This window comes from Streptomyces sp. ERV7 (assembly GCF_001653515.1).
Taxonomy (GTDB): Bacteria; Actinomycetota; Actinomycetes; order Streptomycetales; family Streptomycetaceae; genus Streptomyces.
The window spans coordinates 1-15,755 of the sequence record NZ_LYOY01000030.1; the positions used below are offsets into that span (position 1 = coordinate 1).

Here is a 15,755-nt window from a genome sequence, read left to right on the forward strand (position 1 = left end):
GGGGATGCGGGAAGGAGTAGGGGCGGGACACGGGCAGGACGCCGACTTCTCACGTTCGTCGTCGGCCACTTCCTGAGGGCAGGGACTGCGGTGGGGGTACGCGGCATGTCGGTCGGCGAGCTCGTTGCGGACATGGCGCAGGTCGGAGGTGATGCTGTGGAGTTGTTCGTCGGCCAGGTGGCGCAGCCGGGAGGCCGTATGCGGGTCGGCGGGGTGGCCGAGGTCCTGCAGGAAGTCGGCTGTTGCGGCGAGGACTTCGGCGAGGGCCGGGAGAATGCTGTCGTGGGCGGCGGTCAGCTCCGTCAACGTCTCGGCGATCTCGTCGGTGGTCTCCCCTTCCCGGATCCGGGTTGCGAGGTGGTGTGCGGCCTGCGCGCCGAGGCTGAGGTAGTACGGTTCATGGCGCTCGGTGGTGAACGCGGCGTCCGCGTCGAGGTCGTAGCCGACAGCCTGAAGCCGGGACACGGCGCGGGTGGCCAGGCGGGTCTCCTCGGCCTGGTGGAGGCCGATGGGCAGGCGGTGGTAGGTATCGGAACCGGACGACGGGGACGAAGCCGGTGCGTTCCAGGATGCTGTGGGCTTCCGCGTCGCCTCCGCGGGCGAGGACTTCGCCGGAGTGGGGTTCGCGCCGCAGTGCGATGTGGCGTTCGGCCAGGGGCAAAAAGGCTCCCTTCGAGGGTGGTTCAGCGGGTGCGGCGTGTTTGAGGGGAGGGGCAGCGGGTACGGGTGGTGCCCACGACGGCGTTTCGCAGCAGCGCGGGTGGGTTGGCCAGATCCTCGGCCGCGGCATCGAGGCCCTGCAGCAGCCCGTACAGGCGCCGGGCGGCCCATTTCATCTGGCGCGCGGTGCGCAGGGCGTATATCTCGGGGCGTTCGGCGAGGCGGTGCGCTGCCTGTTCGGCAAGGCGCCACGCCTCGGCGAGGGTGCCGTCCGTCTCGTCGGTGAGCTGGCGGATCTTCTCGGCGATCTGCGCCGGGGTCTCCTCGGCGGTGACGAGCGGATCGGCGATCACCTGTTCCTGTCGGCCAGCCGGGGGCCGGGCGGGGACGAGGCCGAACTCGGTCTCCATGATCCGGGCCTGCTGCGCGAGTTCGTGGGACAGACGGCGCGAGGTGCGGGGCAGGGATCCGTCCTCGCGGATAAGGCCGGCGATGAGATGCAGGCGGTCACGCTGACGCCGGACGGCGATCCACCGGCACGGCCCGCCGTCTGCTCGCGGGGCGAGTCCGGCGGTACGGGCGAGACGATGGGCGATCTCGGACCACTCCGCCTCGGTGAGCCGTCGGTCTTCGGGATGCAGCCGGACACTGAGATGGAGAAAGCACGCGGTGTCCCGGGCAGGAGAGAGGGAAACGGCCTGGCTGAGGTGCTCTGCCCACCGGCTCACGCTCCACTGGTGCCGCTCTTCGAGTAGAGGACTGGTGCCCAGCGGTTCCCAGGAAGTGGCGATGGAGCGGCTGAGCTTGCGAGTGGAGCTGACGGACGGTCCAGCACCGTGCTCAGAGCCTTATAGGCGGAGTGGTGCCGAAGGTGCAGGCGCGCGATCACCGGCCACCCCGTGCGTCCGCGACGTGGACGAGCTGGTTCAGCTCGGTGATCGAGTACCAGCCGACATCGACGGGTTTGCCCCCGAGAACTTGGGCGCCAGGTAGTCCTGCAGCGCCCGCTGGTAGATCAGATATTCAAGAAAGGTGGGAACTGCGTATATCGGAATGACGGTTGGTCGGAACGGGATATTTGGGCGCTGAGGTGATCACTTGGGGCGTGCTCTAGAGAAGTCTTCCTTTCGGCGTAGATTGCACGATTTTGATGATTCCGCATGGGGGAGAATGGACGACCTCGTGATCTTCTGGCCTGACATGGGGGATGCGGAAGAGTTCATGACCGTCGAAACGAGCCACAGGGAGGCTGTCGAGTATCTTGTCCAGCGACAGCTGCGCACTATCTTGGCCAGGGGAAAGCCTGCCCTGACCGTAATTAGTAAGGTTCGCTCAAACCGAGCCGTACAGCTGCCGATTGTTCGGGATTCGGCAGAGCAGGTCGTTGAATCGTTTCGGGGTTATTTCGACGGGCTTAACCCTTGATCTAGGTTCCCTTTGAGTGGGGTGCCAGGTGGGCTCGATGAAAAAGGCCTTGTTTCTCCGGCAGATGCCGGAGAAACAAGGCCCCTCAACGCGTCAGTGGTTTAGAGGTGGCAGACGGCGCAGCCGGCCTCGTCGTCGTCCTCATCGTGGGCGTCAGCGAGTATTTCCAGCAACGGACGGTTCGGCTTCACGCGCTTGGCCGCTCGGTCGAGTGCCGCCTGGTGCTTGGCCTCGATCTCGTCCCGGCGCTCGATCAACTCGTGCAGCGACTCGCCCTGGGACCAGGTGTACTCCCGGCCCTGCATCGCCGTACGCCGGTAGTTGACCTTCTCCTCGTACGCTATGGCCTTCTCGAACAGCTCAGGGTGACGATCCTTGAGACCGACCCATTCGTGCTTGCGCTGGAAGAAGCAGAAGTAGCACCCCGACCGCGTACGCCACTCGTAGTAGGCGGGCAGGCCGATACCAGCTTCGTCAAGAATGCGGTCGACGCCGGCACGGTCGATCCCGTCCTCGCGGAACGGGAAGACGGCGCTGATGTTCGGCTTGGTGCTGACGTAGCCAAGACGGTTCTCGTCTGCGCGGATCGCCACGTACGAGATCACCTCGTCGTCGCCGACCCACTCCTCCAGGGGCTTGAGCTTCAGGTTCTTGGTGCACCAGCGCATCTGGGGGCTGGGAAGCGTGCCCTGGTAGACCTCGAGCCAGTGGTCGAAGTCGCGGGTCGCGTTGAGACGCACGATCGGCTTGCCGACGGCCGCTTCGAGGCGGTTGAGGTATTCGTAGGTCTCTGGCAGCTCGGCGCCGGTGTCGCAGAAGAAGTACTCCATCTCCGGCACGCGGTCGCGCATGTGGATCGCGAGAGCGGAGGAGTCCTTGCCTCCGGATAGGCCGAGGACGTGGCGCTTCTTCCCGCTGGAGCTGTCGGTGTCGGTCACAGCGTCTCCTTCATCTGGGGGGCCGCGGCGGTGTCCTGTGCGGCCAGGCGCTCGGCCAGGGCGGCGAGCAGGATGCGTGCGCCGTCGGGGCCCAGTGCTTCTTCAGCCTGCCTGATGACACTGACAACGAGTTCGTCGGCCACCTGACGGGACTGCTTGGGCACATGGATCAGGGTGCGTTCTTCTGTTCCCTGAGGGGTGGTGAGCGTCAGGAGGTGGGTCTCGATCTGCCGGGACTCGGTCTCCTTCTCAGCGGAGTCGGGCCGCGTGTGGGCTTCGTAGAGGTGGCTGACACGGTCGAGTGCGCGGGCCACCTCCTTGACCTGTCGAGGGAATGAGGTGACGTCCGTGTCACTCCAGTCTCCGAGTGCCCTGTTGGCCAGGCGGATGATGATCGGATCGAGCCAGTCCTCGTCCGGCAGGCTCTCGTTGAGGACCCGGGAGACGAAGCCCTGCAGGTTGAGTTCGAGCGGGGCATTGGCGAAGCCCAGGAGCCGTTCGGTCAACCCGGTGCGGAGGCTGGTGAGTTCGGCGGGAAGACGGAACTCGCGTCCGATCGTGGCCACGACCTCCTGGCGCAGCGCGGCGCCGGCGCCGGTGAGGTCGTCGAGTGCTGTGGTAAGGCTCGCGACGTATGCCTGGGCGGTCTCTTCGTCCCGGGGGGTGGTGGCCCCGATCGGCTCGAAGCCCAACGCCGCGGGCAGGGAGGTGAAAGCCAGTTCGTCGGGGTCGGTGGCCTGGGAGAGGACGTCGCGGATCGCGAGTGCCTCAGTGCTAAGCCGGCGTGTCTTCTGGGCGTAGGGCTCCAGCACCATGACGCGCTCGAGCATGGCCCGTGTCACGCCGAGCAGTGCGGGGTTACGCGCAGCTCGGGAGCGAGGGGTGTCCACGTCGAGTGCCTTGGCCAGGCTGTTGACGACGAGGAGGCGCTGTCCGCGACCGGTCGGGGCGGCCTTGACCGTGAAGCGGTCCGGGTAGGGGACGTTGAGCCTCTCGACGATCTCAGGGGTTAGCCGCTGGCAGTAGTTGCCGTCCTCGAACAGGGCAATGTCCTGTGCCCGCAGGATGAGCGCGGTGACCACGAGGATCGGGACGACGCCGGCTTTGACGCCGTAGGGCGGCGCCATGAGCTGCTGGTAGATGTCGACGATCGGCGTAGCGTGCTTCGCACCGGTCAGTGCTTCCTCGAGGGCTTCCCAGGCTTTGGTGATGCTGGGGTTCTTCTCGGGGTTGGGGCGCGAGAGGCCGTGGGTGAGGATGCTGTTGGTGTCGGTGCCTGCGTCCGTTTCGCCCGCGGCCCGGTGCAGCCCCAGGTACTCCAGGACGCCGTGGTACATGGCCCGCTCGGGGGTGTACTTCGTCCTGTCGTATCCGAGCAAGGGGTTGCCCGACCGCTGCAGCATGGAGGTGAGTAGCTCGCGGCGGGCGCGGGCACCGTTGCTCGTGAGTTGGTGGCGCCCGACCATCTCGTTGCGGATGTGCGGGGTGTGGGGGTACACCCGGTCGCATGCCTGGGAGGCCAGGTTCGCGTAGCTGCGGGCCTCGATGGGTTCGCTTTCGTCGCCGAGGACTTCGGTTCCGTTGTGCCACAGGTACCAGCTGGATTGCGGGCTCAGGGGGTTGAATGCCTCATCCAGCAGCGCGCCGATGGTCTGCGAGAGGTACGTGGCGCGTTCCTCGATCTCGCGGATGGCAACGTGGTCGATGGTGTCATCGTCGAGGAGCTCTTCGAGGGCGACGAGGTCGATGCCTGCCTGCAGAACAGCTTCAGGGTTCTTGGTCGTACCGATCAGCACCGGCAGCGGCGACTGCACCACGGGACGGGTCCCAAGCGGCCCGAGGTGATAGACGATCAGACCGTCGGCAGCGTCCTGGACGACCTGTGGCCCCCTGAGCTTCTCGCTCTTGTGGCTGACCGCGGTCGAGAAGTAGCGCAACATGCCGGTGCGCTGGCTGTGTCCGCCGGCCACGACTGCCGCAGGCAGCACAGTCCCTAGGTGCTTGCTGAAATAGCCCATCACGTCTGCGGGGGCGATGCGGATGGCCACCTCACGAACCCGCGCATCGATGTCGACGTCGGTGCCCTGCCAAACGCGGTACTCGTCGCTGTAGGAGCGGTGCACGATGAAGCCGTCATCGACGAGTTTGCTCAGCCGCTTCTGAAGGGCAGTGAACCGCTCAGGGGCGGGCGCGTCAGCCGGGTCATTCAGCGCGAACTGAATCATGGGCGGAGTAGCCCGCAACAGGCCATCGGCATCGATGAGGTTGAGGATGCCGATCGCCTTCAGGACCTCCTGGTCCTCGGCAGGCAATCCGTGTGCCTCGTTAAGACGGTTGTCGACCTCGAGCCAGCGGCTGGCGTTCGCCGAAGCAAGGATGGTGGTACGGCCGGAGGCGAAGAAGTAGTCGTACAGCTGCGGCAGACGAACGGTGCAAGCCCGCTCAGGAGTGTCAGACGACAGGGTGTCCAACGTGCGGCGGACCGTGTTGGGTTCGTCGCTGGCCAGGAATCCAGTGAGGCTGCGGTCGTGCTGGCCGATCTGGGAGGCGAGCAGCGGTGCGGCAACAGCGGTGAGAGGGTGAAGAGGGTAGAGAGCGCCGAACGTCTCCGCAGAGATGTCTACGACTGCGCTCAAGGCGCGGTCACCCCAGAAGTATGCCGCGGCGTCGGCCTGCTTGCGGATGAGTTCCAGGCCCGGTTCTGCGACGCCCGTCAGGTCGAGGCGCCGGCGCATCAGATGGACGGCGTCACCGAGGTTCGGAGTAAACGTGATGTCTTCGAAGCGACCCTGGACCTTGGCCCACTCCTGGGTCTGGATGGCGCTGGAACGCGCTGCGTAGTCCGTGAACGCCAGATGCTGCAGCGTGAACATGAAGAGACGCATGCCCGAGGGGCCGGCACCCTTTTCGGCGAGCTCCTGCAGCAGAAAGACGTCACTCTCGGCACTGCCCGAGTCGCCCTTGGCGGCGAGGTACTCGAGCGTCTTGCCGAACTCATCGATGATCAGCAGAAGAGGGTGTCGTTCACACAAGATCGTGACGGCGTTGATGAGGCTTTCTTGGCTCGGCACCTCGCGCTCAGCACAAGCCGCCAGAGCCTGGGCGATCTCCTTGGGAACCCGCTTCTTCCATTTGCGCTCGACTGCAGTCTGCAGAGCGCGGTGCACAGTGGCAGCGAGAGGTTCGCGTCGAGCGGTGGCGACGGCGCCGAGGAAGCCAGCCCCGTCGCTGAGTTCGTCACGCACACGGGCCAGCCGTGTGGCCTGCCCGGGCTTGGTGGCCCTCACCGCGGCCTCGGCCTCGGCGCGGCGGGTTTCGTCGTGGCCGAGGAAGGCGTCGAAAAGGTTCGAGAGGGTGGACTTACCGGAGCCGTACGGACCGGTAAACGACCAGGCACGGGTTCGGCGGGGATCGGCCACAGCATTGGTGACACGATCAAGGACGTCGAGTGCGCGGACCCCTACGTAGGGGTCGTTGAGGTGCTTCTCCTGGACGTCACGTTCAAGATTGGTCGATCGCAGCTCAGAACCGACCAGGGTGATGCCAGCGGGGAGCTGAGCAGCGGCCGACTGAGGACGCTGGATGGTCTTCGTGGCCATGGTTACGCGTTCTCCTCGATCAGGTCCAGCGCCTCGACCTGCTGGGGCTGCTTCTTGCGCGTTCGCTTTGGAGCGTTGCTGTCAAGTCCGGGGTACTTCTTGGTCCACTCCTGCGGGGTGGGGAATCCCTCGCGCTCCCGGACGCGTCCGTAGTGAGCGTCGAGGATGTCCCACGCGAGCGCCAGCGGAGCCTTGGAGAAGGCGAGGCTGCGCTGGCCGAGTGCCTCGATGATCTGCAAGTCCGGGTGGTCACTCACCAGAGACTCGATGGCCTTAGTCAGCTCCGGCTCCCGCATGCGGAAGGCCCGGCCCGGAGACCCCGGGTCCTGGGCGAGTCGGGCCAGGGAGACCGAGCCGGCGTTCGTCGAGAATCGCGCAGCGAAATCCAGGCAGGCGTAAGCCAGCACAGGAGCCGGCAGATTCGAGCGGGCCCCATTGGTGAAGCGCCAGGTGCGCTCCCTCCCCTTGCCCTGGCCCTCCAACAAGCCGAGTTCACGGAACGGTGACATGAGGAGGTCTTCGAAGCTTCCAGGGGACAGCGGGTTGAACTCCTGGTCCAGCGCATACATCTTGATCATGCATTCGACATCGCGCGAGATGGACTCTCCTGCGGGCCAGTCCTTCTCTTCGAAGCTCTCGTGGACGTGGCGCGTGATGACGCTGGTCATCTCCGCTGAGGTGACCCGGGAGCGAGGGGCCAAGTTGAAGATCACGTACCAGCTCGGCACCCAGCACTTCACCTCCGAGTCACTCGACAGCAGCCACCAGTGCAGCAGCCACAGGCTGCCCGTGTCCTCGAGGTACGGGTCGGCTCCCTCCTCGTCAAGCAGCCACCGGGCCCGCCAGGTCGGGGATGCGACAAGAGCGCGGTAAGAGGGGTCCTCGTGAGCGTGCTCTTGGGTGAGCTTGAATGCCTTCGACCAGTGACGCATGGAATAGACCATGTTCTTACCGACGCCGAGTAGGACCGGGGCATCCTCGCGGTGGAAGATCTCGCTGTCGTGTTTGACCTGCATGTATGCCTTGTGCAGCCAGCCGAAACGCGGGGCAAACGTCTCGTGGCGCCCGAAGGAGAGTTCCACGGCTTCAGGAAGCCGGCTGTCTGACATGCGAGGGGCCTTTCAGTGAACAGAACGATGGGAGACGTCTATGAGGGATAACGCCGGTTAGGGCTCGGCCGTCGCGGCCATGACCGACCGGACGTGCCGTACGGCGTCCACGGTCGCCGTGGACGCCCGTTCGATGTCGCGTTCAGTAGTGCCGTAGCCGAGGGAAAAGCGCACCGTGGAGTCCGCATCGTCGCGGCTGTGTCCCATGGCGAGAAGCACATGGCTTGGGCTCGGGGCTCCCGATGAGCACGCACTCCCATCGGATGCGGCCACGTGCGGCATTGCTGCAAGGACAGCGTCTGCCGGCAGACCAGGGAAGGTGATGCTGGTGACCCCAGGGAGGCGAGAGGTTTCCGCTCCATTGATGCGGCAGTCGGCGACCTCGGCGGTCAGCGCCGCTTCGAGGGCGTCACGCAGCGCAGCGATTCTCTTTGCTTCATGGGCAAGGTGCTGCCGAGCAGCTCGCGCGGCTGCTCCGAGACCTGTGATTCCAGCCACATTCAGCGTGCCGGCCCGCCATCCCCGCTCGTGCCCACCGCCCACGAGCAGTGGGCGGTGCGGCAGGGGTGTTCCTCGACGGACGAAGAGGGCCCCGATACCTTGCGGTCCGCCGAATTTGTGGGCCGAGAGGGATAGCAGGTCGACATCGAGCTCGCGGAGGTCCATGGGGAGCCGCCCGACGTACTGCGTGGCGTCGGTGTGGACCAGGGCGCCGGCCTCGTGTGCCGCCTTGCAGACAGGGGCCAGATCCGTCAGGACTCCCGTCTCGTTGTTCGCGAGCATGAGGGAGACGAGAGCGACGGGGCCGTCGCGGAGTGCTGTGTCCAGAGGCTCAAGATCAACGACACCGTCTCGGTTGACGGGCAGGACGAGGAGGGAGTCGGGCTGCTCCGCCGTGATTGCGCGGGCGGTCTCGATCACGGCCAGATGCTCGGCGGCGGTGGTCACTAGCAAGCCGCCGCGCGCATAGCCGGTCCGCAGGGCCAGGTTGTTCGCTTCCGTGGCCCCGGATGTGAAGATGATCTCGCCGGGGGTGCAATTAAGCAGGTCACCGAGGTCTCGGCGGGCCGCATCAACCCGGGCTGCTGCCTCGCGGCCGGGGTGGTGCATGCTAGAGGCGTTGCCGACGCTACGCAGCGCGCCGAGAGCCGCTTCAAGAGCTTCGGGCCGTAGAGGCGCGGTGGCGTTGTAGTCGAGGTAGACCACATCTGCCCCTTGCAGGTCACCTGCCATGTTCTGCCCCCATTTGCTGCGGTGTGCGCCTCTTGCCACTCCTGGTGGCCCTCCTCGTCCCGGCCCTTATGTTCCACCAGGAGTGCACTGAGATCCTAACGAACACCTGAGACAACCGAGACAGGCTCGCCGGAACCCACGCGACGGCACGCTGCGTCAGTGATTGACTTCGCACCGTGCCCATCTGTTTGCGTCGGAGAGAGGCGCAGTGTGCGCGAGCTACTGCTTGGCTTGACCGGAAATCGCCGACCCGGCCCGCGCTGTCGGTGGTCCCGTCTAGGGTGACCGCAAGTCGTGACCTTCGTATTCCCGCGGGTCATGAAGCCGTAGGGGATTTCATCTGGGGCAGGGGGCGGGGTTGCAGCTGCGCAACGTGTGGTGGCGGGCCGGAAACGGGACGTCTGCACTGCAGGGGGCGAGATGAGCACGGCAACGCCCGGCGTCGCTTTCCGTCATGTACTTGACGGTGCGCCGCTAACTTACGTGCGCGGCCTGCTTGGTGAGGACACCTGCGACCTTCTCGACCTTCTCGACGGCGGCTCTGCGGACGAATCCATGCTGCGGCGGGTCGCTGAAGGCTCGGTGTCCCCCGAGCGCCTCATCTCGCAGCCGGACGAACGCGAGAGCTTCCTCGCCCTCTTGTCCGGGGCGAAACGCGTGGAGCTCGCCAACAGGCTGGGATGGGATGGCGGCACCGGAGCGGACTCGTTCCTGGCAAAGGTTGAATGGACAGCGGATCAGCGTCGGGCGCTCCTTGGCTTTCTTGGACTGATTGTCGACAGGGCGTCAGAGGCGCCGCCGGCCTTCCGTAGCACCACGGCGCCGGCCTACGGCATGTTCCCCCACCAGCGCCGTGCTGCCCGGCGGGTGGGTGATCTGCTGTACTCCGGTGAACGGCGGGCTGTCCTGCATCTCCCTACAGGTGTCGGCAAGACCCGCACCGGCATGAACCTCATTTGCGACCATCTTCGTGGACACGAGCCAACCGTTGTGGTGTGGCTCGCCAGAGGCCGGGAGCTCCTGGAGCAGGCAGCGAGCGAGTTCGAGCGAGCCTGGGGGGCTCTCGGTAACCGTGACGTCAGCGTCGTCCGCATGTGGGGAGATGCCCCGGTCGAGCTGGACGGCGTCACCGACGGCATTGTGGTGCTCGGGCTCGATAAAGCCGTCTCCGCAGCCAAGAGTGATCGTACGTTCCTGGACCGCCTAGCCCTGCACGCGACGCTAACGGTTTTCGACGAGGCCCATCAGGCCGTCGCCCCCACTTACAGCCGTGTAGTCGAGGCCCTGACGCTGCGTCGAGACGCCAGTCTGCTGGGCCTAACTGCAACACCGGGGCGGACCTGGGCGAACATCTCCGAGGACGAGAAGTTGTCGGATTTCTTCGCCCGCCAGAAGGTGATGCTGGAGATCGACGGATACGACAACCCGGTAACCGCCCTGATCGAGCAGGGCTACCTTGCCCGCCCCCTCTTCCGCACCGTCGCCACGCAGTCTGGTATGAAGCTCAGCGCCGCTGATCAACAGGGGATTGCGAACGCCTTCGAGATCCCCGAATCGCTGATTGATCGGCTGGCGACAAATGTGCAGTGGAATCTGCAGGTCGTCCGGACAGTGCTCGACCTCATCAGGGACCATCGGCGGATCCTGCTCTTTGCCGCGTCCGTCGAACACAGCCGACTGATCGTCGCCATCCTGTCCGCGCTGGGCGTGGATACTGCACAGGTCACGGCCGAGTCGTCAACTAGGCACCGCGACAATGCCATTGCGCGATTCAAGGGTCCGTCCAGCAAGCCGATGGTGCTCTCCAACTTCGGCGTACTCACCACGGGATTCGATGCCCCTGCGGCGAGCGCCACAGTCATTGCCCGTCCCACCAGGTCCCTGGTCCTCTACAGCCAGATGGTAGGGCGGGTTATTCGCGGGCCTCACGCCGGCGGAACACCCACTTGTGACGTGGTCACCGTTGTTGATCCTGATCTCCCAGGATTCGGAGACGTCGCAGAGGCATTCACGAACTGGGAGGATGTATGGAACAACAGGTGATCGGCGCCGCTGTTACCTACCCGATCGTTAGCGCGGACATGACGATCACTGCGATGAGGAACAGCGGCTACAAGTCGACGGCACATGCAATCGCCGAACTAATCGACAACGGCATCGAAGAGAATGCCGATATCGTCGAGCTGTTCGCAGTTGAGAGCACGCAGCGGCGTTCTGAACGTGCGCGCTACCACGTCGAGAAGATCGCCGTGATGGACAACGGCGACGGCATGGACTACGAGACGCTCCGGCGGTCCTTGCGGTTTGGCGTGGGCAGCCGCCAGGAGCGCAAAGGGATAGGGCGCTTTGGTGTCGGCCTGCCCCAGTCGAGCATGTCGCAGTGCCAGCGAGTGGACGTGTGGTCCTGGCAGAACGGCCCCGAAAACGCCCTGCACACCTACCTTGATCTCGAAGAGATCAACGGGAACGACGAGCAGGTCCCTGTGCCTCAACACGATCCACTTCCGAAAGAGTGGCAGGACCTCAGCAAGGGGCTCGGCCCGACAGGAACTCTCGTGCTGTGGACCAAGCTGGACCGGGTCCAGTGGGTGGGAGCGCAGGCGACGCTCCAGAACACCGAAGAGTTGATTGGCCGCATCTACCGTAAATTCATTGCCAAAGGCCGCTGCCGCATCCGCCTTGTCCCGGTCCACGGATGGGAGATCCTCGGGCAGCGAGACGCGCTCCCGAATGACCCCCTGTACCTGACCGAGCGGACCTCGACGCCGGCCCCCTTCGATACGAAGCCGATGTTCCGCCCTTGCGGAGCAGGCACCGTCGGCAAGGTCGGCGTGGAAGAGTTCATGGTCGAGGGCCTTGATGGCAAGAAGTACCCCGTTCGGGTAACCGCCTCCATCGCTGAGGATGCATCCCGGCGGCCCGACGTCGAGGGATATCCCTGGCCGGATAATATCTCTCCCATACTGAAGCCAGGCTCCACACCATGGGGCAAGCACGCCGCGCGCAACCTTGGTGTTTCACTCATTCGTGCTGACCGCGAACTCGACCTAGATAAAGGCTGGGTGAGCACCTATGACCCGGTCGAGCGCTGGTGGGGCATCGAGATTGAGTTCGATACTCAGCTTGACGAGGTCTTTGGTGTCACCAACAACAAACAGGCAGCCACTGCCTTTTCGGAGTTGGCCCACTTCGACTGGACCGAGGAAGCTGACGGGACAGGCATGTCCTGGGGCGAGTTCAAGGAGCAGCTCGCCGAAGATGGCGACCCCAAGCTGAAGCTGATGGACATCGTCTATCACATCCGCGAAAAGCTTATCAAGAAGCTGCGGAAGGATTTGGAGGACCAGACGCGCGGCACCGGAACAAGCCGCAAGCGCCATGAGAAGGCAGAAGCACAGGCTGAGCAGGCAGTGAAGAAGCGGCGAGCCGAAGCCGGCCCGAGTCTGACAGAGAGCTTGGAGAAGGAGAGCTCTCCGGAGGAGAGCCAGCAACTCCAGTTCGAGAGTTTGGTCGAGACGCACAAGTACCCCGAAGCCGACGCCAAGCGGATCATCGAAGAGACGATGGCGCAGCACCGGCACGTACGTCTGCTGACCAGCCGGAACCCGGACTCGCCTGCCTTCTTCAACATCGAGTTCATCCCTGGGATGCTTCAGGTCGCCCTCAACATGGACCACCCTGTCTACAACGACCTCATCGCGGTCTTGGACAGTGATATTGAAGGCGCAAGCCAGCGCGACCTGGCTGATCGGCTGGAGCGAGCCGCTAGCGCGTTCAAGCTCCTGATGTTCTCCTGGGCACGCTTCGAGGATGAGCTGCCGGAAAACTCCAAGACCAAAGACCGAGTCAAGAAGATGCGCCAAGACTGGGGCCGGCTGGCGAGCGAGTTCTTCACAGCCGATGACGAGGATGACGAGGATGACGACGAGTGACGTCTGACCACGTCTGGCAGCAGATCGCAGGGCTTCTTGCGTCTGCTCATGGTCGTGTGGCCCTGATCGCGCCCTTCATCAAGAAGGACGTGTTCAGGGCCGCTCTCGCGGCGATCACGGCACCAGAAGCTGAGATCCTCTGCGTAACAAGGTGGTCGGTGCTGGAGGTGGCGGCTGGCGTGTCAGACCCCGAAATCGCCGAACTTGCTGCACAGGATGGACGTGTCACCATCCTGCTCTGCCACGACCTTCACGCGAAGCTCTACCTCGCCGATGATCGATGTCTCGTCGGATCGGCCAACCTCACCGCCAAAGCGACAGGTAGAAGGCACCCGAAGAATCTGGAGTTGCTCATCGAGGCCCCGGTGTCCCACCCAGAGGTCCAGCGGCTGCTCGTGCAGATTCATGACGATGGCGTCCCGGCAACCCAGGAGTTGGCTCGCCAGATACGAGAGCAGGCCGAGCTGCTCAAGCAGGATGAGGATGGTTCAGCCCTCATCTTGGTGACTGGTGAACCTGATCAGCAGAGAACCTCCTGGAGACCAGAAACACGATCACCCAATCGGCTCTACCGCATCTACCGCGGGGCGAAGCACGATTACGTCAGTGAGATCCTCGCCGGCGTAGTCCGCGACCTGGCGCACCTGGACGTGCCGCCCGGGCTGGACGAGCAAGCCTTCTCCAAAGCGGTTCTGGCACGCCTGTACGGGATGCCGGAGGTTGGCCAACTAGTCACCGAAGGTCGGCTAAGCATGACCGACCTGCAGCAGAGGCTCTTGGAAGCCGATGGGTGCACCGAGGCGCAGGCGCAACGCGCTGCGGAGAACATCGGGGAGTGGCTCAAGTACTTCGACGAGGTGCGCGTGGTACCAACAGGACCGTGGGAGATCAGGCAAGGCCGTGAGCTCGCCTAGAACAGGACAGGACACCGTGCCGGGTCAGGGCGGGGCGCTCCGGGGGAAGCTTGTACGCGACCGAATCCCAGAGATCATCCGCAGTGGTGGGGCGCAGCCGGAGACCTATACGGCATGCCCAGAGGAGTACCGCCAGCGTCTACGCGCCAAGCTTCAAGAAGAAGTTGCAGAGTTCCTTGCTGCTGAGGAACCCAAAATGCCTGAGGAGCTGGCTGATGTCCTTGAGGTAGTCCGTGCGCTCGCCAGCGATCTTGGATTGCCTCCTGAGCGGTTGGAGGCCATCCGGGCGCAGAAGGCGGCGGAGCGCGGAGGGTTCGGCGGTCGAATCGTATGGACCGGCAATGCCAACCAGCAGATGGACGCTCCCACGGGTGGAGTGCCCTAGCGGCTGCCTGCCTCGCGAAGGGGATGCGGGCGGGGTCTTGGTGCCTTGACCTGCGTGCCTCAGGCGTCACGGGCTGCCGTGACGCCGTGACGCTTCCGGGATCCGCTCGTGTCAGCCTGCGGCGCGATAAAACTTGGATCCCACTACACCGCCGTACCGATCGATGTCGTATGGCGCCGCGCCGGCAGACGTCTGTCGATCCTGTCCCGTCGTGCCGTCCAGGACGATCGGCTCGTCGCCCACCTCCCCGTACACGGCACCGTGCCAGAATCCGTTGACCTTCGGCACCTTCCGTCCGGAACCGTCGGGCAAGGCCCACCGCTTCTGAACCGAAGCGGCGTCGAACACCGTGATCCCGCGGTCTGCCGCCCCGTACCCGTACCTGGAGCACAGGACCAGGGACTGTGCGTCGTGGCGGCACCGCCAGCCCCCGCCATCGAGCGCCACGCGCTCCTCACCGCTGACGGCATCCACGACGAGCGTCTTGTCCTTGAGGGTTGCGCTTAGCAACCGCGGTGCGGCGGCGGCCGGCTGCCGCGCCTCCGCCACGGTCCACTGCTGTTCGCCCGTGGCCGCGGCAAGGCCCAGCAGCCTGCCCGCGCCGAACCCCGTCTTCTCGCCGCCGGCAACGACGCCGTCGGCCAAGGTCACTGCGCGGAAGTCGGGCTTCTTCCAGCGGACGGTGCCCGCAGAGGGTTCAACGGCGTACGTGGTGTCGGCCGCGGTGACGAGCGCTGTGCCGGCGTCGACTCCGATGACCTGTGGTGCGAGGATCTCGTCGGCCCCAATGGATGTGGCCGCGAGCCCGCGGGAGCTGGGAGCGGCCGCGATCTCGGCCGACCATGCCGTCTTGCCGGTGGCCGTCTCGACGGCCAGCACCTCGATCACGGCTCGGTCCGGCGTTGTCCCTTGACCCTTCACATCCCTGTTCCAGGCCGCGTACACAGTTTTACCGTCAGCCGAGACGAGTGGAGCGGCACGATTGCTTCCGAAACCGCCCTTCTCTGCGGCGTACTTCGTCACGTCCCACCGCGGTGCACCGGTCTCGGTGTCGATCGCCTTCAGTCCCTCTTCGGCAGTGATGTAGCGGCTGATTTCAGCTGGTGATCCGAAGCGGATCGGGCCGTCCTCTGGGCTGACCCACGTGCAGTTCGCCACGCTGGTGGCGCCAGCTTGCTAGGCCGGCGCCAGTGCCATGTTTGTGTCGGGAGCGAGCAGCCGCCCGTCGTGCTCATCAACTCCCCGTGCACTCACGTCCGCCCGCGACCGCGGACGAACTGGAACGGTACCTGTCGACGTCTCCGCGAAGGCGACTAGTACAGACTCGGCCTCCGACCCGGCTGCCTCAATGCCACAGGTAGTCTCCTCGGGGCCAGTAGGCGCTCGATAGGGGGAGCGGGATGACAGAGGCGTTGACGGACGCGGGGGTCTGCCGCACGATCGGGTGACATCTGAACTGGCTTGCCCTGTGGGGCGGGTGGGAAGGATGTCGCTGTGCCCAAGCCTTATCCGGAAGAGTTCCGCCAGGACGTCGTGCGGGTCGCGAGGAACCGCGGCCCG

10 protein-coding genes and 1 pseudogene are annotated in these 15,755 nt (G+C 65.0%); 4 read left to right on the forward strand and 7 right to left on the reverse strand.

All coding sequences use genetic code 11. The annotated features are described in order from the left end of the window. The 6 genes and pseudogenes from A8W25_RS14230 to A8W25_RS14260 form a co-directional block, all read right to left on the reverse strand. A pseudogene (locus tag A8W25_RS14230) lies at positions 1-465 on the reverse strand (hypothetical protein); the annotation flags it as partial. A gap of 218 nt (positions 466-683) precedes the next feature. Continuing rightward, positions 684-1,388 carry a hypothetical protein gene (locus A8W25_RS14235; RefSeq protein ID WP_067161269.1) on the reverse strand — a complete coding sequence of 235 codons (705 nt, stop codon included), beginning with the start codon at positions 1,386-1,388 and terminating at the stop codon, positions 684-686. Positions 1,389-2,186: 798 nt separating this feature from the next. Beyond that, positions 2,187-3,023, reverse strand: a complete 837-nt coding sequence (locus tag A8W25_RS14245; RefSeq protein WP_067161274.1) for a phosphoadenosine phosphosulfate reductase family protein — start codon at positions 3,021-3,023, stop codon at positions 2,187-2,189. Further along, positions 3,020-6,622 (reverse strand): hypothetical protein, encoded by a 3,603-nt coding sequence (locus A8W25_RS14250; RefSeq protein ID WP_067161277.1) that lies wholly within the window; start codon positions 6,620-6,622, stop codon positions 3,020-3,022. The genes A8W25_RS14245 and A8W25_RS14250 overlap by 4 nt, the downstream gene beginning before the upstream one ends. A 2-nt stretch (positions 6,623-6,624) precedes the next feature. Beyond that, positions 6,625-7,704, reverse strand: coding sequence for a DUF4007 family protein (locus A8W25_RS14255; protein WP_234386448.1), 1,080 nt, complete (start codon positions 7,702-7,704; stop codon positions 6,625-6,627). A gap of 84 nt (positions 7,705-7,788) precedes the next feature. Further along, a complete protein-coding gene (locus A8W25_RS14260) occupies positions 7,789-8,964 on the reverse strand; it encodes a cysteine desulfurase family protein (RefSeq protein ID WP_067161283.1) in 1,176 nt (391 codons plus the stop codon). A gap of 420 nt (positions 8,965-9,384) precedes the next feature. Between A8W25_RS14260 and A8W25_RS14265 the strand changes: the two genes are divergently transcribed. Genes A8W25_RS14265 through A8W25_RS32345 form a run of 4 tightly spaced genes read left to right on the forward strand, consistent with a single transcriptional unit; the run spans position 9,385 to position 14,195 of the window. Beyond that, on the forward strand, positions 9,385-11,007 hold the full coding sequence (locus tag A8W25_RS14265) for a DEAD/DEAH box helicase (protein WP_079126064.1): 1,623 nt from the start codon (positions 9,385-9,387) through the stop codon (positions 11,005-11,007). Next, positions 10,992-12,896, forward strand: a complete 1,905-nt coding sequence (locus A8W25_RS14270) for an ATP-binding protein (RefSeq protein ID WP_067161285.1) — start codon at positions 10,992-10,994, stop codon at positions 12,894-12,896. Before A8W25_RS14265 ends, A8W25_RS14270 begins: the two co-directional genes overlap by 16 nt. Further along, positions 12,893-13,810 carry a phospholipase D family protein gene (locus A8W25_RS14275; protein WP_067161288.1) on the forward strand — a complete coding sequence of 306 codons (918 nt, stop codon included), beginning with the start codon at positions 12,893-12,895 and terminating at the stop codon, positions 13,808-13,810. The genes A8W25_RS14270 and A8W25_RS14275 overlap by 4 nt, the downstream gene beginning before the upstream one ends. 16 nt (positions 13,811-13,826) lie before the next feature. Then, positions 13,827-14,195 carry a nucleoside triphosphate pyrophosphohydrolase gene (locus tag A8W25_RS32345; protein WP_079126065.1) on the forward strand — a complete coding sequence of 123 codons (369 nt, stop codon included), beginning with the start codon at positions 13,827-13,829 and terminating at the stop codon, positions 14,193-14,195. 111 nt (positions 14,196-14,306) lie between these two features. On the opposite strand, the gene A8W25_RS14280 is transcribed toward A8W25_RS32345, so the two are convergent. Then, a complete protein-coding gene (locus tag A8W25_RS14280; RefSeq protein WP_079126066.1) occupies positions 14,307-15,353 on the reverse strand; it encodes a PQQ-binding-like beta-propeller repeat protein in 1,047 nt (348 codons plus the stop codon). Positions 15,354-15,755 lie beyond the last annotated feature (402 nt).